The following is a 19983-nucleotide window of genomic DNA, read 5'->3' as shown; positions in this document are numbered from 1 at the left end:
TTGAAGACAGCCGTACCAGCTGTCTTCAATCTTTCGATAATTAATTTTTCTTCGTTTCACTAGGTTGAGTTTATAAAGAAAAGAAATTGAATCCTCTTTGCTTAATACAAATTTTTAACTGTTTTAAAAGCAGTGTTTATTTGTTTTTAAGTATTTCGTCAGATTGAGCGCTTGGTATGCCTTTATTGGTCTATAAGAAATATTTATATAAAAAAGAATGAATGCAAGAGGTAATAATGAGGGCAGCTATATGCCTTGGAATAATGGTTTATGCTGGAATGTTGGTCGGTGGTGAGTTTGACCATATGCCGCAGCCGTTGAGTATGTTTGGTTGTCATGGACAATGGATTCATGACTTGTCTAAGAGTGATGCAGTAGGCTATTTTCAAAAAAGTTTAAATGGTGTGTCCGACACTATCGTCTGGCTAAGTCAAGTAGAAGGTCCGCTTCAACTTAATTCTTCGCCACTTTATGGGAATCAAACTTATGTCTTTGGATGTTATCAGGAAATTTTAATAAAGAAGGCACGTGCTTCTTTTTCTGGTGATTTAAGGATCCTTTTTTCAGGTAATTATGGGCATGATACAAGGCATTTCGATTCTTGTAATGCCAATGGAGTATATCCAATTTCCATTGGCGGCTTTTTGACTGGTATTAATGTTATAGCCCTTCCAATAACAGACGATGTATATAGTTATAGCTACGTTTATGTTCTGCCTGATCCTCCATCAGGTTCCCCTGATATAAAGCCATTAAAATTTGCTGTATTGGATATAGATGATACTGCTGTTTTTACTGCAAAGTGTGACATCAATAATATGATTTTGAACTGTCAGCAAGCTCCTGCAAATGGTTTTATGAAACATGTTGCAAGGTGCTTGTATGATGAAGGGTATACCATTGTTTATTTGTCGCGCCGGGACTATATGCTGTACAGCCTGACTCGCTGGCAGCTAAGAAAGAATGGTTTTCCGGAAGGTTTGATATTTCTTGATCTTAATAATGTCCTGGATACGAGTAGCGGTAGCAGGCCACAGACACCATCGCTTCATAAAGTGACAACACTGGCTTGGCTCAGTAATTATGGTGAGCTGTCCGTTGGGTTTGGTGATAAGGAAAGTGATAATGAACAGTACAAACAGGCTAAAGTGAAGGTTATTTTTCAACTACAGCATAAGTATAGCTATTTTGTAGATAAAACAGCTGATGTAACAGAGTTCGTTTTAAAGCAGCAAGGTCATCAACCCCCCGGCCTTAAAAGAACGATTAATCTGAAGCAACCGGAAGAGACATGGGGTTGGGATGAGATTAAATCAGTAATACAAGCTGAATCTGAAATGAGTATTTGATAGAGCCAGCGTTATTGTCTGGCTGGCTCTTTGCATTCTATCTTATAGCTTCCAAAACAGTTGGCCCCTTCCCGGAAGCACCTTCAATCTTCAGCTCACCCACGCCCTGTATGGTTTTGTCTGCAGGGTCATAGATACCGGCAAATCCGCCACTGATTCCGGCAGGAATACTTTGGTTTATGGTCCACTCAACATTCAGATGAGTTCCCTTGCAGGCAATTGGCGGTGGTGGAGGCATGTGATGTCCCGGTCCGCCCGGAGGGTGAGGTCTGTGATGCGGCGGAGGGCCGGGAGGATGATGAGGAGGTCTGTGTCCCGGACGGTGGTGACCATGCTTTCCTCGTCCTCTTCTCTGAGCCTGTATATCTCCTGAAGAGGCGTCAGTAACCTGAGAGGGTGCCTCACCTTCAGCTTGATGAGGGCGCAAATGAGGTGGTTTGGGGCGTGACATTACAAAAAAAACGGTTTTTTCTGTCCCGGAGTGCTGTAACTGAAATACGCCGTGACGCCCGTCGGTAATAAATTCAATTTCATGTCCGGTCAGGGTATTTGTAGATTTATATACACCTGCAGGAATTTTGCACTCTTCTGTTACCAGTCGGGCGGATGCCTGAAAACTGAATAACAGCAAGAGAACACTGATAAAACCTGACATCCTTGTCATAGTGGCTCCGAAAGTTTGTTCTCAACTGTTATATCAGTATAGCCATGAGCGGCTGGCCGGATGTCTAATGGTGAGCAGTCACTAGCTCACTTCCCGAATTTCATCCCTGTTGAAGAGTAAATCAAGCTCGCTTCCCCGGGTGAATAGCCGTTCAGATGAACGGTTTAGTAAATCCACAATCACAGGAACACCGGTAATATCGAGATGATACCGAATAACATTTCCCAGCAGATTGTGCCCCGTGACAATACCTGAGGCAGGTATCAGATCTTTGCCACCGTAGTCACGGCCACTCTCCCTGACGTAAATAGACTCTGGCCGGATGGCGAGCTGATGGGAAATATCCAGTCCAAGAACCTGCCGGGCCTGTTGCCGGTCAAGCAGGTTGTAGTTGCCAATAAATCCTGCGACAAAAGCACTGGCTGGCTCGGTATAAATCTCCTCAGCTGTTCCCGTCTGTACAATCTGGCCATCATTCATCAGCAGGATACGGTCGGATAGTGTCAGGGCTTCTTCCTGATCATGGGTCACAAAAATAGTTGTCAGTTTGAGTTCCTGCTGAATCCTGCGAATCTGGTCTCTGAGATTTTTTCTGATTCGGGCATCTAGTGCGGAGAGCGGTTCGTCCAGCAATAGAATTCGGGGCCGGACAACCAGAGAGCGAGCCAAAGCCACACGCTGGCACTGTCCACCGGAAAGCTGCTGGGGATAGCGATTGTGGTAGCTTTCCAGTTCAACCATTTCCAATATTTCTCTTACCCTTGGCTCTCGCTGGGCCTTGGGTATCTTCTGCATCTTCAGCCCAAAAGCCACGTTGTCATAAACGGACATATTGGGAAAAAGCGCATAACTCTGGAAAACCATGGCAATGCCGCGAAGACGGGCAATCTGGTTGGTAATATCTTCGCCGTTAACGGTCAGGGTTCCGTGATCGACAGTAGTAAGCCCCGCGATGCAGCGCAACAGTGTCGATTTGCCACAGCCGCTGGGACCAAGCAGGGTAATAAACTCGCCTTGTTTGATTTCACAACTGATGTTTTCGAAGACCGTATGAGTCGCAAAGCGCTTGCAAAAATCGCTAATGCAGACGAATGACATCGGTAAGCTCCGGTGTGTGAAAACGTGTGTGGAAAAGAGTACGGCTATTTATTTTCTTGAAAACTTCTTCCCTGAGTTTTCCTTGTTGCAGACTTTGCTCCAGTCCCTGACGAGCAAGGTCTGGAGCAAGCATAGACGGACTGTATTTAAACAGCTTGGAAATCTGAAGCTGAAATCAGATTCCAGAGAGAAAACTACAGCAGAGCGTCGAAAGGCTGAACCAGTACTTCATTGCCCGCTTCAACACTACCCTGTTCCTGCTCCAGCACAATGTAGCAGTTAGCCTGGCTCATGGAGCGAAGGATGCCGGAGCCCTGGCTTCCGGTGGTGACAACCTGAAGTTGACCCGCCTCATCTCTGCTGACAATACCGCGCTGGAACTCCATGCGTCCGGGACCTTTTTTCAGCGGGGTCTGGCAAATAGCGGGGTAGCGAACCGGTTTAACTTCTGTTTCACCTGCCAGCTGTTTCAGTGCAGGAACAACCAGCTGGTGCAAAGTAACGGTGGCGGACACCGGGTTACCAGGGAGGCCAAAGAACCAGCTGCTTTTCAGTCGGCCGAAGGCGAACGGTTTGCCGGGCTTGATCGCCAGCTTCCAGAAACCGATGGAACCTTCCTGCTCCAGAATATCCTTGGTGTAGTCCGCATCGCCGACAGAAACGCCGCCGGATGTGATCACGGCATCAGCCTGCTCATCTGCATCAAGGAAAGCCTTGCGCAGCAGTTCCGGATCATCGGCAATGCATCCCAGGTTCACGACTTCGATTCCCATTTGCTCCAGCATGGCCTGAACCAGGAAGCGGTTGCTGTCGTAGATTTCTCCGGCCTCAAGCTTTTGGCCTGGCAACTTCAGTTCGTCACCGGTAGAGAAGATGGCAACCTTTAACGGACGTTGCACGGTAACTTCAGCAATGCCAAGCGAAGCCAGCAGACCCAAATCCTGGGGGCGGAGGTTTCTACCGGCAGGCAACACCAGACTGTCCGGCATAATGTCTTCACCGGCTCGACGCACATTGGCACCTTCGCGAGGTTTTTTGCAGAAACGAATGCCGTCATCGGTTTTTTGGGTCTGTTCCTGCATGACTACAGTGTCCAGGTCGGCAGGTACCGGAGCACCGGTCATAATCCGCAGACAGTGCCCTTCCGGAACCGGTTGCAGAAACGGGTGACCAGCCAGACACTCACCGGCAATGGGCAGCGTATCATTATCCGCAAGATCTGCAGCACGCAGGGCATAACCATCCATTGCAGAGTTGTCATGCGGCGGAACAGCCATGGGAGAGATAATATCGTTGGCCAGCACTCTGCCGCAGGCAGAGGCTACAGGTACCTGCTCGGTAGTGAGCAGGGCGGGTGTTTCAGCGAGGGCATCCCGCATCTTTTTCTGGGCAGAGGAGAGAGGTTGCAGGCCGGGCTGGCTGCAGCAATCTGAAGAAGTATCCGTTGTCATTGGCTGTTCCATTTCTGGTGACCAGGGGAGCATAGAGCAGGCAGCTTAGTGAAGACGCTACTTTATCGTCAATATTCAATGTGGCTGATACACTGCGATACATCTGCTGATACAGAAATCGTGCCGGTTTTCCGGCCTGCTTTTTCTGCGCTCAAATGAGGACATAATGGATCTGACGTCGTGGTGGCGCCTGCTGCTGGGGGCAGGCTACTTCTGCATGATCATTGCGTTTGCACTGATGCTTATCATGAAGCGGCGCCCGGTGGGTTCAACACTGGCATGGCTGTTTCTGCTGTTTGCTGTACCTGTGGCAGGTATGGCTGCCTATCTGATTCTGGGAACCCGCAGGCTGGGAACCAAAAGACTGCACCGGGCTCATGCACTGGCTCCCACTTATGAAGAGTGGCAGCAACATATGCAGGAAGCGGTGTGCGGGTTGAACTCATGTCCATCACGTCGACATAACCGGATTTATAATCTGGCTGAGCGTTCAATGAGTATACCGGCGTTGCCCGGAAACCAGCTGCATTTATTTCAGGATTGCGACAGCATTATTGATGCACTGTTGAAGGACATTCAGCATGCGGAAAAATCGGTCTGTCTGGAGTTTTATATTCTGGAGCAGGGAGGCCGGATTGATGATGTCACTACCGCCTTGCATGCCGCAGCACTCCGCGGGATTCAGTGTCTGGTCTTACTGGATGGCGTAGGCAGCCGGGCATTTCTTAACAGTGACTATGCCAAAAATTTGCGTCAGGCCGGCGTACAAATTGAAGAATCCCTGCCAGTAGGTCCCCTGCGAATGCTGGTGGAAAGAATGGATTTGAGAAACCACCGCAAGATAGCTGTTATTGATGATGCTATTGCATGGACCGGCAGCTATAACCTGATTGATCCCAGACTGTTCAAACAGAACATTGGTGTTGGCAGCTGGATTGATGCCATGGTGCGGATAGAGGGGCCGTCAGCACACGTGCTGGGCAGTATCGTTATGTGGGACTGGGAAATGGAAACCGGTGCAGGCCTCAATGTATTCAAACAGGATTATCACTATCAGCCGGTAACAGAAGACGATAGTCATCTGGCGAGTATCCATGTTTTGCCGTCTGGTCCGGGAGTCGACAGGGAACTGCTGCATCAGGTGTTGGTGGCTGCAGCCTATGAGAGTCAGGATGAGCTGGTGATCTCCACACCCTATTTTGTGCCGGATGAAGCACTGATGTCGGCATTGCGTTCTGCAGCACTGAGAGGCGTCAAGGTTCAACTGATTGTTCCGGAAAAGAACGACTCAAGACTTGTACATTATGCCAGCCGCTCCTATTACGAAGATTTGCTGGAGGCCGGTGTTGAAATTATGCACTTCAGAGGTGGGCTTCTGCATACCAAGTGCGTATTGGTCGATCGGGAAACTGTGCTGTTTGGAACAGTAAACCTGGATATGCGCAGTGTCTGGCTGAACTTTGAAGTAACCCTAATTGTGTACGATGAGTCCTTTGGTCAACGTATGGCAACATTACTCGAGAGCTATCTGGAACAATCGGTAGCAGTTTGCCCGGAATCCTGGCCCAGTCGTCCTTTTATGAAAAAACTGGGGGAGAATACCGCGCAGCTACTGGCTCCTCTTTTGTAAACCATTGCGTAAAAAAAACGGGGCTTATTAGCCCCGTTTTTTTATCCCAGATTCATTTCGACATTTACCTGTCGATTGTCCGGTATTTCGGTGTATGACAGTACAGCCATTTCTGGTGAACATAGACGTGCAAATCGAGCCAGCAACGGACGAAGCTGAGGTGCAACCAGCAGGATGGCCTGCTTGCCACTGTTCAACATTTGCTGGGTAGCATCCGGCATACTGTGCTGAAGCTGCTGGGTGACATTCGGTTCGAGGGGTACGGCATCAGGTGCAAACTGGCCTGTCTGTTGAGCTTTTTCCCATGCCTGCAGCAATAGTTGCTCGAGGTTCTGGGACAGGGTAATCACCGGAATCTGGGTCATCATACCAACCAGATTATCGATAATGGTCCGTCGCAGTGCGACCCGAACATCCTGTGCCAGCAATACCGGGTTGGTATGACGGCTGGTGGCATCCATCAGGGTTCCGGCAATGGTGCGAACATCAGTCAGTGGCACACCATCAAGCAACAATTGCTGGAATACGCCTTGCAGTGCGGTAACAGATAGTTTTCCTGGTACCAGTTCATCAGCCATTTTGGGAGAGAGTCGGGCAAGCTGATCCACGATCTGTCGGGTTTCTTCATAGCCGATTAGCTCATGGGCATGCTCTTCCATGATCTTGCCAATATGAGTAGCAATAACGGTGGCCGGGTCAACAACGGTATAACCCAGGGCAACAGCATGATCACGTGTATCTTGAGTGATCCAGGTAGCAGGGAGCCCATAGGCGGGGTCAGTACCCTGTACACCTTCAAGTTTGCCAAACACCTGACCAGGATTAAGAGCCAGTAGTTTTTCGGGATAAATCTCGCCTTCACTGATGGCAATGCCCATCAGGTTCACCCGGTAGGCGACAGCATCCAGCTTCAGGTTATCCCGGACGTGTACGGTTGGTAACAGGAAGCCGAGACGGGTGGAAAGATTTTTCCGCACCCCTTTGATACGCTCCAGCAGATCACCACCCCGTTCCTGGTTAACGAGGCTAACCAGTCGATAACCGAGCTCCAGCCCGAGACTGTCCACAACCGGAATATCTTCCCAGCTGAGCTCTTTCTTTTTAAGTGCTGTTTGCTCTGCCTGACCTGCTTCCGAGGTTTTGTCTTTAGTGGTTTTGGTTTCAGGCTTTTGCTCACGCTTGGCAACAGTCCATGCAATGTACCCAACCAGAGAACCCAGGCTGAGGAATGCCAGATGAGGCATGCCGGGCACAAGGCCCATAACAATCAGAACCCCGGAAGTAACAGCCAGTGCCCGGGAGGACATCATCTGGTTGGCAACCTGCTCCCCCATGGCTTGGGAATCAGAAACCCGGGTTACCATGATGGCGGCAGTTGTAGAGAGCAGCAGTGACGGGATCTGGGCAACCAGACCATCACCAATCGTAAGCAGGGAGTAGGTTTCAAAAGCCTGACCAATGCTCAGACCATGCTGGGTAGCACCGATAATGGTGCCGCCGATCAGGTTGATCGCAAGGATCAACAGACCTGCTACGGCATCGCCTCGAACAAACTTACTGGCACCGTCCATCGCACCATAGAAGTCAGCTTCCTGTCGTACTTCTTCCCGGCGGGTGCGTGCCTGTTCCTGATCAATCAGTCCGGCATTCAGATCAGCGTCGATGGCCATCTGTTTACCTGGCATAGCATCCAGGGTAAAGCGGGCGGTAACCTCGGATATACGACCACCACCTTTGGTAATAACGACGAAGTTGATCAGTACCAGAATGGCGAAGACGACAATACCAACGACATAGTTGCCACCAATTACCACATTACCGAAAGCCTCAATAACCTTACCGGCTGCAGCTCCCCCTTCATGACCCTGCAGCAGAACAACTCGGGTCGAGGCAACATTCAGAGCCAGCCGGGTCAGGGTTGCGACCAGAAGAATGGTGGGGAAAACCCTGAACTCCAGTGGGCGCAAGGTATAAATCGCAACCAGCAACACGATCAGTGAAACTGCGATGTTAAACGTAAACAGGATATCCAGCAGCAGCGGTGGCAGCTGCAATACAATCATGCCGAGCAGTGCCAGCAACATTACCGGGGTGGCGGCGTTGGCACGGGTAGCGGGAAGTATCTGCTGTAACGAATTAGCCTTCATTCGTCTCCCCGGGAAACCTGGTCTGGGTCATAAGAAAATCGTTGTCTTTTATTGAGGCGGAATCGCTGAATGATGCAATTAGCCTGCCGGTTTAATATGGTGGGAGGGTACGTCGAATTCCGGTCTGGCCGGTTCTTCTTCTACCTTGCCCTGGTAATATGCTTCAAGCTGGTGGACATAGGCCAGTAGTTGGGCCACAGCCATATACAAGTCAGCCGGAATTTCCTGCTCAAGCCGGGTTGAGTGATAGATTGCCCGTGCCAGCACCGGTGCTTCCATGATCGTAACTTCATGAACCCGTGCGACTTCACGAATTTTGAGAGCAATGTCATCTACACCTTTAGCGACCACAAAAGGTGCTGAGGCACGACTTTCGTCGTATTTTACGGCAACGGAGTAGTGAGTCGGGTTGGTAATAACCACATCAGCCTGGGGTACCTCCTGCATCATGCGGCGATTCGCCATCTCATGCTGCAGCTGCCGGATTTTGCTCTTGACCTCAGGCTTGCCTTCCATGTTTTTGTGTTCTTCCTTGACCTCCTGCTTGGTCATCATCAGCTGCTTGCGGTGATCCCAGAACTGGAATGGAATATCTACAGCTGCAATCAGACCAAGAACGAGGCCATATGCCAGCAGGGCAACAGCCAATACTTCAACCCCCAAAAAGATAGAACTCGGCAGGGGAATACTGCCCAGTGAAAGCAGTCGTGGATAGTACAGGTACAGCAGTATCCCGAGGCAGCCCATAACCAGAGTGACTTTGAGTAACGACTTCAGCAGTTCTACCAACCCCCGGACGGAAAAAACCTTACTAAACCACTGGGTGGGACTCATTCGCTTTAGCTGGGGAGCCAGTGACTGGGCACTGAACAACCATCCTCCCGGTACCAACTGCGCGATAATGGCTGAAAGTGCCAGAATGGCCAGAATAGGAAGCAGCGTCTGTACCAGCTCAATGGCTGTTGCTGACAAATGGTTTAGCATCAGCTTTTGGTCAAATACCTGCTCACGGGTCAGCGAGAGATTAAAGCGGAGCATGGCAATACAGGCTTCTGCCAGTTTGCCTCCAAACAAAATGAACAATGCGCTGCTGGTTAGTAGCAGTACAGCACTGGCTGATTCCTTGGAGCGTGCGACCTGGCCCTTTTCCCGGCTTTTTTCAAGTTTTCGCTGGGTGGGCTCTTCGGTTTTTTCCTGACCGTCCGACTCTGCCATAAGCTCCGGTTACCCGTAACTCAAGTCCTGCATCATCAGCAGGGCATGGTCAGTAAAGTTGATAATAAGATCCGGCAGCGAACTGAACGTCAGCAGCAGGGTGATCATTCCGAACATCAGGGTCATGGGGAAGCCCAGAGCGATAATATTGAACTGGGGCGAGGCCCGGTTCATCACACCGAAGGCCAGGTTGACCAGCAACATGCTGATAACTACCGGCAGCGCCATAATCAGTCCGGCACTGAACAGCCAGGCTCCCTGCATGGCCATATCCTTGAGTTGAACATTGATCAGGGCACCCCCCTGAAGGGGAATGGTGCGAAAACTTTCGAGCAGGATGTCGACTGCGATCAGATGGCCGTTCAATGACAGAAATATCAGAATGGCAAAGGTCTGCAACCATTTACCCAGAATCGGGGTGCTGGCGCCACTTGAGGGGTCATTCATAACCGCCATGGCAAGACCCATCTGCATCGACATGAACTGTCCGGCAAAGGCAAACACCGCCAGCCACAGTTGCAGAATAAAGCCGAAAGCCAGACCAATCAGCGCCTGATTGAAACACACCAGTAACCCGGCAGCTGAGAACGGCTCAACAGCCGGACTTGTATCTACAATGTCGGTTGCCAGCCAGGCCAGCGAGACAGTCAATACCAGTCGTATATGTCGTGGCAGGCTGCCATTGCCAAACAGTGGCATCAGCCAGAGCGCAGCACCAATACGACAGGCGGGCCAGATCAGTTGTCCCACCCATGCCGTTATTTCAGCTGAAGTAAACATGAGAGTCAGGGATCAACCGATCAGTATCGGTATGCGGGTGAATATATCGGTGGTCAGATCCATCAGTTCCTGCAGAATCCAGTGTCCTGCAAAACTCATGGTCAGCAGGGTGGCTATCAGTCTGGGCAGGAAGCTGAGTGTCTGTTCGTTAATCTGGGTTGCAGCCTGAAAAATGGCAACGACCAGCCCGACAATGAGGCCGGGTCCAATAATGGCAACCACAATAACAACAATCAGGTATTGGGCTTGCCGAAACAGGTCAACAACAACTTCAGGAGACATGGCGCTGCCCTACTGGAATGTATTGAAACTGGCTGCCAGCGTGCCGATTGTCATACCCCAACCATCAACCAGCACAAACAACATCAGCTTGAAGGGCAATGATATGACCAAAGGCGACAGCATCATCATACCCATGGCCATCAGAATACTGGCAACTACAAGGTCTATGACCAGAAAGGGGATGAATATCATGAAGCCGATCTGAAATGCTGTTTTCAGCTCGCTGATTAAAAAGGCCGGTACCAATACGGCAAAAGGCGTGTCTTCAAGTTCAGCTGCAGGTGTCATTGATGCGGCGTCGTATAGCCTGACCAGATCCTGCTCCCGGGTTTGGCGCAGCATAAACGCCTTTACCGGTTTTGACGCGCGTTCTGCGGCTTCCTGAAACGTAATCTGTTCTTCTGCCCAGGGGGTTATGGCCTGATCATAAATAGTGGTCCAGACCGGAGACATTACATAGAAGGTCAGGAACAAAGCCAACCCGACCAGTACCGGATTGGGTGGTGTTTGCTGCAGACCCATAGCCTGCCGTAGCAAAGACAATACCACGATGATTCGGGCAAATCCGGTACAGGCTAGCAACAGAGCCGGTAAAAAGGAGAGGGCGGACAGCAGCAGAATAATCTGCAACGACGTGCTGTACTCCTGGGCTTCTCCTGCGTCAGCAACACTGAACAGCGGGATATCAACAGCCCAGGCAGCTACAGGCAGCAGCATCAGTATCAGGCTGATACCGGTTTTTTTTAGCAGTGACACAGTGCGCATGAATACTAACGGATACTTGTAGCAGGGCTATCCTGCAAATCAGAGGAAGCTGATACTTTTTTCTTGATAAGGCCTGAACTGCTGATCTGCTCCAGTATTTTTGAGAACGGAGCCTCGGTACTGCTATCCACAGGTTCCGGCAGCTTGTCGAGTTGTGCCAGCGGTGTAATTCTTCCTGCTGCAATACCTATCAACTGATAACTGTCTCCTACCTGAATAAGGCAGATACGTTCATTTCTGCCCAGCATCAGGGTGTCGATCACTTTCATCCGTCGGGTATTATTCATACCGGGAATGTTGGCTCTCCGGGATAACCAGGCCAGTACCAGGATCAGGGCAATAACAACGACCAGCATTCCGCCGGTTTTTAGAGCCAGGCTGGCAGCAGAAAAAGCAGGTTCCATATCAGGCCAGTTGCTGCAGGCGTTCCTGCTGGGTCACGACTTCTATCAGGCGAATGCCGTATTTGCCTTTGACTTCGACAACTTCAGCATGACCAACCAGCATTCCGTTAACCTTTACATCCAGCGGTTCTCCGGCCTGACGGTCGAGCTCTACAATGGCTCCGTCACCCATGGATAACAGCTGGTCAATGCTGATTTCAGCACTGCCTACTTCCAGCGACAAAGTGACGGGGATATCCATCACCATATCGATATCATTTTCCATAGCTTTGTCCTGGGCGTTATCCGGATTGGGGGTTTGGGTGTCCATAGTTCTAAATAAGTAATCGTTTTAAATAAGCAACAGTTTTAATTACAACAAATTGTCTGAATCGCTGAACGGGATTGAAGCAGGTTCTGAATGACTGCTTCAAGCAAAATTTATGCCGCTGGTTCTGGCGATGAAGCACTGTTTCCTGACATTACTCTTATCGCACGATTATCATCATGGTTGATAACCTGTGCCTGAAACAGGCTGCAGTCACGGGTGTGAACATCAGCAATATCCGGTCGGGAAAGAGGAAGCATGGTACCCGGAGTCAGGGTTAATACTTCACGAAGTGCTATCTGACGTCTGGTCAATGTTGCCCTGATAGGGATAGGAACACTCCTTAGCGCTCGCTTCAGGTGTTCTCTTGAAACCGGGTGATGCTGGCTGTTGTCCATGAGGTGCCAGCGTTCGAAAATAAAGTCAGCTGGCATGGCCACTGACATTAGGCCGTCAACATTACCGGTTGTGATTCTGATATCAATGGTTGCCCGTTCCTGGGTATCAGGCAGTTTGATGGTTGAACTCTGGCCACGCTCATGAAAATTCAACACCAGTGACGTACTGCTGTCATGAGTAGTGCGCTTCAGATTGCTGTCAAAGCTCTCCACACACCAGCGGGCGAGTCGAACAGCCATGGCATGTTCTGCAACGGTCAGCGGGCCACCATCCGGATACATTTCCCCTTCCCCGCCACAGGCAATATCCAGCAGACCCCGGGCCAGCGTGTTATCCAGAGAAATCGTGCCGAGTAGACGGCTGGTTCCGGAAATGGAAAATCCAAGCCGGGTGGTTTCATGCGGATCCAGTGCAGAAACAATCTCTCTTTCATTGATTTGGAGAGTATGTTCTGCAGAGACATCAGAACTCAGGTATTGACTTAACCGGTCTTCAACCAGAATGATACAGCTGGCTCCGAAAGCGTCCAGGGCAGGACCAATCCGGTATAACCGGTTGCTTGCAAGCAGGTTAAACGGTTTGACGTCGTCTTTGGCGTATTCGCTGGAGGTCGAAGACTCGGAGCTGGAGTCAGCGGAGCTTTGATATTCCGTTGCCATAGTGTATTACAGAACCCCAAAAATGCATCATCTGGTTTAAAAAGGATGGTTTCGACTGCAGGTGCCCTTTTCAGTGACCGGACAATGACCGGGTTTGCCATTCTCTTGATTGAGAATTCAGCACTTCTGCCAAGGGGTTAATACCATGAAAATGCAATCTTTACTGCGAGGAAGCAAGCAAGTTGCGTTCCTTTTTCATGGTGTTGTGTAAATGAAATCTGTTGATTGTAAAGGTTAACAGGTTATCATAATGCCTCCGTCGTCTAAAAGAATCTGTAACACTACCTACTTGCCGGCGGGGTCTGCTGTGGTTGTAATAGCTGGTCTTTTTCGTGGAAATTCTGCAGTTTTCCTGTGTTGAGATGAGCGCCATTCTCCGCTCATGGCTTTTGTCTCCGCTCATGGCTGTTTAAATAACTAAGAATATGGGTTGCTTCATGAGAGTAGCTGGTTTTTTTATGGCGCTAATGCTGCCAACAGTTGTTCTGGCGGGTATCGCCGAGCCCCAGCCGTGGCAAGTTGAAACTGGAACTTATCAATGCCAGCTAAAGCAGGATATGGGCGAAACCGAGAAGGTTGCTTTTGTTGCAACGGCAGGTAAGCCGCTGGAATTACATCTCAGTTCCCCGTGGCGTAATCGTATTCTGGATCAGGCACGGCTGTATCAAAAATCAGCACCCTGGAAGGCTGAAAACAAATTACTGCTGGAAACACTGACGACAAACGATGGTGTTGTCGAAGCCGTGTTTCATCGTGAAGCAGCAAGCCTTTTAGGGCATATGACCGCCGGTGGCTGGGGGTTGCTGCAACTGACTTTACAGGATGCTCCGGAGTGGGAGGTCAGCCTGTCATCTGTCGGTATGAGAGACCTGTTGTCTTCTTTCAATGATTGCCGTAATCGGCTGCCTACAGATACATTTGATAACAAAAGAAAGACCGTCGTTTACTTTGATTCAGGCACTACTCGCCTGAATGATGAAAGTATGGTTGTTTTAGATGATCTGGCTCGCTATTTGCTTAGCGATTCTACTGTAGTTTCGTTTCAGATCGATGGCCATACCGACCGTACAGGTAACTCGCTGGAAAATCTGGAACTGTCCCGCCAGCGAGCTGCAAGTGTTCGTGACTACCTACTGGGGCAGGGTGTCTCCAGGGAAATGCTGGCTGCCATGCGTCACCATGGCCTTCGATACCCGCTGACCAAAGGGCGTACTGTTGCAGAACGTCGCTTGAACAGGCGGGTTGAGATCGTGTTGAGCAAGAGTAAGAGCAGCTATGAATGAGTTGAACCTGGAGTCATGGGTTCATCCGGCGATTTTTTCCTCTGTGCCCGTTGGCCTGATTGTGCTGGATAATCACGGGGTGGTGACTGAAGCCAACCCTACTGCCAGAAGTATGTTTGATTCCTGCATTCTTGGGCAGAACTGGGAGCGTGCTGTTCGTTCGGTACTGCCTGCGGGTGCTCCCAGTGGTTCCGGTTCGATACTTCAGGCCGGCCATATGTTCAAGTTTGATGCCTGCCCGCTGCCTGATGGTTCGGGCAGTTTGCTTGTCATTGCAGAGCAGACTATCGGCAGTGCAAGGAAGCGGGAATCCGTTGATGAAATGGAAAACCGTAACTTCAGACAGATTGCATCCGGACTGGTACATGAACTGCGTACTCCGCTGACCACGGCAATGCTGCTGGCTGACCGGTTACAGGAATCTTCCGGAAGTCGTCAGGCGGCAACCCGGCTTGAAGGTCAGCTGTCGAGAATTGAAAGTAAGGTCAATGACCTGTTGCTTCTGGCCAGGGGCGGTCAGTTGCTGCATGACTTTACCGATGTCGGAGCGTTGCAGGAAACCTGCCAAAACGAAGTAAGACAAAACCGGGAATGGAAAGATATTTCATTTCTCTGGTCCTGCGAGCCAAGCGTGGCTGCGCTGAGTCTCAAGTGTAATCTGGTTTCGTTGCGCTCAGCAGTACACAACCTTATTGCTACAGCCTGTGAATCAGGTGCACGCAGAATTCTGATCGATTTTCATCACAAAGCGGGTAATCTGGTGATCTGTGTGATTGATGATGGTGCCGGCGTTGTACCGGTATCCGCGGGCACCGGAGTACAGGGACGGCAGACAGCAGAAACCCCGGGTCTGCCTCTGGTGGAAGCGGTAGCGCATTCGCACCTGGGGTATCTCGAACTATCTGCCCGACCGGAAGCCGGTGCACGTGCCTGTCTGGTGCTTCCTCTTGGTGGTGGGCGTCAATCTGATAACTCCCAAGAAGTGAGGTGTCATTGAGATGGCTGCCGCGGGACGGATACTGATTGTTGAGGATGACTTTGAGCTGGGGGACGCTCTGCGTGAAGCGCTGATCCGTGCGGGTTATAAAGCAATGCATGTGCCCAGTGCTGAAGATGCGCTGGTAAAGGCAGCCCAGAGTGGTTTTGATGCGGTTGTTGCCGATGTTAATTTGCCGGGAATGGATGGTGTAAGGCTGCTGGGGAGACTCAAGGCTGAACATCCACAGTTGCCGGTTCTGATTATGTCCGGCTATGCCGATGCGGAGCAGGCCGTTGATGTCATGAAGGCAGGGGCGATGGATTACATGTCCAAGCCTTTTGCGCCTCGTCATCTGCTGGAAAAACTCAGTGAAATCATGCCGCGCAGGCCGGATATGGAAGGCGGGATGATTGCGGAATCTCCTGCTATTCGTGAAGTGCTCAGAATTGGCCGGCGAGTGGCAAAGAGTGATATCACCGTCTTGCTGACCGGAGAAAGTGGTGTAGGAAAGGAAGTTGCTGCCCGCTATATTCATGCTGAGTCCAAGCGTCAGAAGGCGCCATTTGTCGCGGTGAACTGTGCAGCGATACCCGAAAGTATGCTGGAATCCATTCTCTTTGGTCATGAAAAGGGTGCTTTTACCGGCGCAACAACCCGCCATGCAGGTAAATTCGAGCAGGCTGACAGCGGTACCCTGTTTCTTGATGAAGTAGGAGAAATGCCACTGGAGCAGCAGGCCAAACTGTTACGTGTGCTGCAGGAGAATGAGGTTGACCGGCTTGGCAGTACACGGCCATTGACGGTTGATGTTCGCATTGTGGCGGCAACCAACCAGAACCTGGAATCACTGGTCCGCAAGGGTGCTTTCCGGGCAGACCTTTACTACCGCCTGAATGTGATCCCGCTGCACCTTCCACCACTGCGTGAGCGACGTGAAGACATTATGCCGCTGGCACGCTACTTGCTTGAGAAACATTCCTCCCGTAGTGGACGACACGGGCTTTATTTCAGTGATGAAACAGCATCCATGCTTGAGGCAGACCCATGGCGAGGCAATGTCCGTGAGCTGGAAAATGTGGTGCAGCGTGCCTGTGTGCTGTGTACCGGCACTGAAATCAGCCCTGAAGACTTGCTGCTGAAGCAAAGTGCTATTGAGCCCGAAGTATCAACTGAGACCACAGACACAGTTGAAAAACCGGCAGAAAAAGCCGCTGCGGCAGCCGATGCACCCCCGCTGCCGGACCTGGATGCGCTTCCGGGAGGCGAACGCCGCAAGGCAGAGTGGAGACTGGTGCTGGAAACCCTGAGGCAGTGTGGCGGCCATCGTGGCCGGGCAGCTCAGGTACTAGAAATTACGCCACGTATGCTGCGCTACAAACTGGCGCGGATGCGTGATTACGGTGTGGATACGGATAGTTTTCTGGAGGCGCTGGCAGCTCATAATGCTTGTCAGGCTGCATAAAGCTGTCCTGCACAGCTTTGAGCAAAACTTTCATCCTCCTCCCCGCGATGAAAGTTTTTTCATGATAGAGAAGTTGGGATTTTCTTGATGATTGATCAGTTCGGTTTGAATACGCAGATACTGTCTGGTAGTTCGCTGTCATCTGCCATGCCGAAAATTGCCGGGCGTGAAGATGAGCTTCAGGCTCAGGGTGGTCAGTCAACATCCTTTGGTGATGTGTTGCGCAGTGCTGTCGAAAAAGTAAATGAGTTGCAGCAGGATGCCACTACCAAACAAACAGCCTACGAAACAGGTGAGTCCATCGACCTGATTGAAACCATGGTTTCAGGACAAAAAGCCAGTATCGCTTTCCAGGGACTGGTGCAGGTACGAAACCGGGTGGTTTCTGCCTATGAAACTGTTTACAACATGCCGGTTTGATAGTTCATGTCTTCGTCAGCAGTACCTGCCGGAGAGGCTCCCGGAAACTCTGGGGTGGGTAAACCCTTGTCCCTGCTTTCAAAAACCCGGGAAAGTCTGGAAAAAAGTTCATTTGGCTCTTTTGTAGCAGCCAGAAATATTCCATGGTCCGTCGTTTATACCGTCCTTGCCGGACTGGTCTTCACTGCCGTTGTTGTTACCTGGCTCTGGCGTGATCAGGGGGCATGGCAGGCCCTTTATGGCAGGCAGGAGCTGTATAATACGGCGGCTGTGATAGAAGTGCTGGAAGGAAACCAGATTGCTTACCGGATTCATCCCGAGAGCGGTCAGGTGATGGTACCTTCAGAGCGTCTGAGTGCTGCCCGGATGCAGCTGGCGGTTGCCGGTCAGGTTCCGGAACAGCCACCGGGTATGGATATACTCGAAACCGAAGGCAGCTTCGGTCGCAGTCAGTTTGTTGAACGAGCCCGTTACTTACAAGGGCTTGAAGGTGAACTGAGCCGTACTATCATCAGCCTGCGTCCGGTGCGTAACGCACGGGTCCATCTTGCCATTCCCGAGCGCACAGCCTTCCTGCGTGAACGCCAGTCCCCTTCTGCTTCCGTTTATATCGATCTTTACCCGGGTACTCGGCTGGATGCTCGACAGGTCCGGGCAATAGCCCGACTGATTGCAGGCAGTGTGCCGGGCCTGAAAGAAGAAGATATTTCGGTGCTGGACCAGAGCGGCAACCTGCTGAGTTCCGGTCTCAGTGACACCATGGATATGACCCAGTGGCAGACAACTTATGTCAAGCAGCTGGAAACCCGTTATATCAACAACATTAACAGCCTGCTGGAAGCGATTGTCGGCAGTGAGAACCTGAGGGTGCAGGTGAATGTTGATGTTGATTTCAGTGTGTCCGAAAGCACCGCTGAAGGTTATAACCCCGGCACTACTGTTATTCGCAGTGAGAGTGTGTCGTCTGATTCAAGTTCCAGTGAGCCGGCTCAGGGTGTTCCCGGTGTTGAAAGCAATCGTCGTGCAACGGCTTCACAGGGTAAAGGCAGCGAGCAGAATAGCAGCAGTACTGTCAGAAATTATGAGGTAGGACGGACTGTCAGTCGTATTCAGCAGCGGGGGCCTCAAATCAAGCAGGTTTCTGTAGCGGTTGTGCTAAACAGTCTGGCAGCAACAGATCCGCTGCAGGGCTGGGATGAGAATGTCCGCAATGAGATGAGCCGTCTCATCGGCAGTGCCGTGGGGCTTAAGCAGGATCGTGGTGATCAGGTCAATATTGGCAGTCTGCCATTTGTGGTCAGACAAACAGCAGATTCTGCCGAAGAAACAATCGCTGATGTGGTCGCAGCTGAGGTAGCACCTGAAGGTAGTATGATGGCCAAGGTTCTGGCTCTGCCAACGCCTTATCTTGCTGCTGCAGCAGGGGTGCCGGTACTGCTGTTGATTGCCATAATCTGGATGCTTTCCCGTCGTCGCAAGAAACGCAATATGCCCGACCCGGTTGCTATTCCGGGCGAGGATCCATTTGCCAAGGAAGATCAGTTGCAGGAGCCTAACCTGACCGATCGTGTGCTGGATGACGTACGTCGTCTGGCCAGAGAAAATCCGGATCAGGTTGCTCATATCCTGCAGCAGTGGATTGAGGGTGATAACCGATGAGTATGCCCCAGAAAGAAGCTGGAAATAGTGCCGGGTCTGCAGAAAATAATGCTTCCTACGGTACCGGTCTGGAGCAGGCCGCAGCGGTTCTGATCGCGCTGGGTGAAGATGCTGCTTCAAGAGTGATCAGTCATCTGCCGACCGGCAAGATTGTTCCGCTGACCAACAACATGAATACCAGCAAAACCGTGAATCGCGGTATGTTGCGTCATGTCCTGAAACGCCTGATGACCAGCCTTGAAGAGTCTCCGGTGTTGATGCCGGACAGTTTTGTTGCTGATATTCTGCATCAGGCGCTGGGTGACGAACGTGCCCGTGGAGTGCTTTCCGGACGTTCATCTCCGGTACAGGAACGCCTGATGTGGCTTGAGCCCGAGTCTGTTGCCAGTATGATCCGGGATGAAAATCCTCAGCTACAAGCTGTGGTGCTGGCATCCATGGAACCTGAGTTCAGTGCCATTGTGATCAAAATGCTGGCACCTTCCCGTCAGAAAGAAGTGGCACTGAAATTGTCCCAGTTAAAGGAAATCCCTGCTGCATCACTGGACACCATCAGCGAGTTGCTTGACCGGCATGATATGGGTGTTGCCGGTGGTCAGAGCGTTAACGGCATTGGTCGTATGGCTGAAATGCTCAACTATCTGGATGCTGAAGTCAGCAGCAGTCTGTTGCAGCGTATTGAAGAGTTTGACTCTGATCTGGCTGAGAGCATCGTGTCTCAGCGTCTGAATATTGACCATCTGTTGCAGCTTAACCCTCAACATCTGCGGGTTATTATCGAAAGCATGGAAACCGATGTTCTGGCTATGGCACTCAAGGGTCTGCCGACTATGCGTCTAGAGGCTGTATTCGAATGTATGAGTCGTCGTGCTGCCAGTTTCCTGCGTGATGAAATGCAGTCGCTGGGTACCGTTCGTATCAGTCAGGTACGCAAGGCCAGAGATGAAATGATTGCTGTTGCCCGTAACCTGGAAGAAGAAGAGCTGATTGAGCTGTCTCTGGGTAATGAAGCGACAGTGAGCTGATATCT

General features: G+C 50.9%; 19 protein-coding genes. 8 read left to right on the top strand and 11 right to left on the bottom strand.

The features are described from left to right. The first annotated feature begins 236 nt into the window (after positions 1–236). The gene (locus tag ACYZZ0_RS15110) at positions 237–1349 is read left to right on the top strand and encodes an LNS2 domain-containing protein (protein WP_461537476.1); all 1113 of its coding nucleotides are present in this window, start codon (positions 237–239) and stop codon (positions 1347–1349) included. Positions 1350–1386: 37 nt separating this feature from the next. Here the strand turns inward: ACYZZ0_RS15110 and ACYZZ0_RS15105 are convergent, their stop codons facing one another. The 3 genes from ACYZZ0_RS15105 to moeA form a co-directional block, all read right to left on the bottom strand. After that, positions 1387–2013, bottom strand: a complete 627-nt coding sequence (locus ACYZZ0_RS15105) for a hypothetical protein (protein ID WP_461537475.1) — start codon at positions 2011–2013, stop codon at positions 1387–1389. An 81-nt stretch (positions 2014–2094) separates the two neighbouring features. Further along, a complete protein-coding gene (locus ACYZZ0_RS15100) occupies positions 2095–3111 on the bottom strand; it encodes an ABC transporter ATP-binding protein (RefSeq protein WP_461537474.1) in 1017 nt (338 codons plus the stop codon). A gap of 194 nt (positions 3112–3305) precedes the next feature. Further along, entirely contained in the window at positions 3306–4562 is a 1257-nt protein-coding gene (gene moeA, locus ACYZZ0_RS15095) for a molybdopterin molybdotransferase MoeA (RefSeq protein WP_461537473.1), read from the bottom strand. A gap of 166 nt (positions 4563–4728) precedes the next feature. On the opposite strand from moeA, the gene cls reads away from it, so the two are divergent. Then, a complete protein-coding gene (gene cls / locus ACYZZ0_RS15090) occupies positions 4729–6192 on the top strand; it encodes a cardiolipin synthase (protein WP_461537472.1) in 1464 nt (487 codons plus the stop codon). Between the two features lie 41 nt (positions 6193–6233). Here cls and flhA read toward each other — a convergent pair whose 3' ends face one another. The 8 genes from flhA to ACYZZ0_RS15050 all read right to left on the bottom strand — a co-directional run bounded on the left by flhA (position 6234) and on the right by ACYZZ0_RS15050 (position 13150). Continuing rightward, a complete protein-coding gene (flhA, locus tag ACYZZ0_RS15085) occupies positions 6234–8339 on the bottom strand; it encodes a flagellar biosynthesis protein FlhA (protein WP_461537471.1) in 2106 nt (701 codons plus the stop codon). Positions 8340–8417: 78 nt separating this feature from the next. Next, complete coding sequence (gene flhB / locus ACYZZ0_RS15080; RefSeq protein ID WP_461537470.1) at positions 8418–9554, bottom strand: flagellar biosynthesis protein FlhB; 1137 nt, start codon at positions 9552–9554, stop codon at positions 8418–8420. Between the two features lie 9 nt (positions 9555–9563). Beyond that, the gene (gene fliR, locus ACYZZ0_RS15075; protein ID WP_461537469.1) at positions 9564–10334 is read right to left on the bottom strand and encodes a flagellar biosynthetic protein FliR; all 771 of its coding nucleotides are present in this window, start codon (positions 10332–10334) and stop codon (positions 9564–9566) included. Positions 10335–10346: 12 nt separating this feature from the next. Continuing rightward, positions 10347–10616: a flagellar biosynthesis protein FliQ gene (gene fliQ / locus ACYZZ0_RS15070; RefSeq protein ID WP_461537468.1), complete on the bottom strand. Its 270-nt coding sequence runs from the start codon at positions 10614–10616 to the stop codon at positions 10347–10349. A gap of 9 nt (positions 10617–10625) precedes the next feature. Further along, a complete protein-coding gene (fliP, locus tag ACYZZ0_RS15065; RefSeq protein WP_461537467.1) occupies positions 10626–11381 on the bottom strand; it encodes a flagellar type III secretion system pore protein FliP in 756 nt (251 codons plus the stop codon). Between the two features lie 5 nt (positions 11382–11386). Continuing rightward, the gene (gene fliO, locus ACYZZ0_RS15060; protein WP_461537466.1) at positions 11387–11785 is read right to left on the bottom strand and encodes a flagellar biosynthetic protein FliO; all 399 of its coding nucleotides are present in this window, start codon (positions 11783–11785) and stop codon (positions 11387–11389) included. Position 11786: 1 nt separating this feature from the next. Continuing rightward, positions 11787–12095, bottom strand: coding sequence for a flagellar motor switch protein FliN (fliN, locus tag ACYZZ0_RS15055; RefSeq protein WP_461537465.1), 309 nt, complete (start codon positions 12093–12095; stop codon positions 11787–11789). Positions 12096–12205: 110 nt separating this feature from the next. Beyond that, complete coding sequence (locus tag ACYZZ0_RS15050) at positions 12206–13150, bottom strand: FliM/FliN family flagellar motor switch protein (RefSeq protein ID WP_461537464.1); 945 nt, start codon at positions 13148–13150, stop codon at positions 12206–12208. Between the two features lie 437 nt (positions 13151–13587). On the opposite strand from ACYZZ0_RS15050, the gene ACYZZ0_RS15045 reads away from it, so the two are divergent. From ACYZZ0_RS15045 to ACYZZ0_RS15020, 6 genes are all read left to right on the top strand, one after another. Then, positions 13588–14433, top strand: coding sequence for a MotY family protein (locus tag ACYZZ0_RS15045; RefSeq protein ID WP_461537463.1), 846 nt, complete (start codon positions 13588–13590; stop codon positions 14431–14433). Continuing rightward, positions 14426–15430 (top strand): histidine kinase dimerization/phospho-acceptor domain-containing protein, encoded by a 1005-nt coding sequence (locus tag ACYZZ0_RS15040; protein ID WP_461537462.1) that lies wholly within the window; start codon positions 14426–14428, stop codon positions 15428–15430. Before ACYZZ0_RS15045 ends, ACYZZ0_RS15040 begins: the two co-directional genes overlap by 8 nt. Position 15431: 1 nt before the next feature. Further along, the gene (locus tag ACYZZ0_RS15035; protein ID WP_461537461.1) at positions 15432–16874 is read left to right on the top strand and encodes a sigma-54-dependent transcriptional regulator; all 1443 of its coding nucleotides are present in this window, start codon (positions 15432–15434) and stop codon (positions 16872–16874) included. A gap of 87 nt (positions 16875–16961) precedes the next feature. Then, positions 16962–17294, top strand: coding sequence for a flagellar hook-basal body complex protein FliE (fliE, locus tag ACYZZ0_RS15030; protein WP_461537460.1), 333 nt, complete (start codon positions 16962–16964; stop codon positions 17292–17294). 6 nt (positions 17295–17300) lie between these two features. Further along, positions 17301–18953, top strand: a complete 1653-nt coding sequence (gene fliF, locus ACYZZ0_RS15025) for a flagellar basal-body MS-ring/collar protein FliF (protein ID WP_461537459.1) — start codon at positions 17301–17303, stop codon at positions 18951–18953. After that, positions 18950–19978, top strand: coding sequence for a flagellar motor switch protein FliG (locus ACYZZ0_RS15020; protein ID WP_461537458.1), 1029 nt, complete (start codon positions 18950–18952; stop codon positions 19976–19978). The genes fliF and ACYZZ0_RS15020 overlap by 4 nt, the downstream gene beginning before the upstream one ends. Positions 19979–19983: the final 5 nt, after the last annotated feature.

The organism is Spongorhabdus nitratireducens (assembly GCA_947387575.1).
GTDB lineage: Bacteria > Pseudomonadota > Gammaproteobacteria > Pseudomonadales > Endozoicomonadaceae > CANDOC01.
The sequence above is the reverse complement of the archived record's forward strand: the minus strand, read 5'-3'. Positions and strand labels throughout refer to the sequence as shown.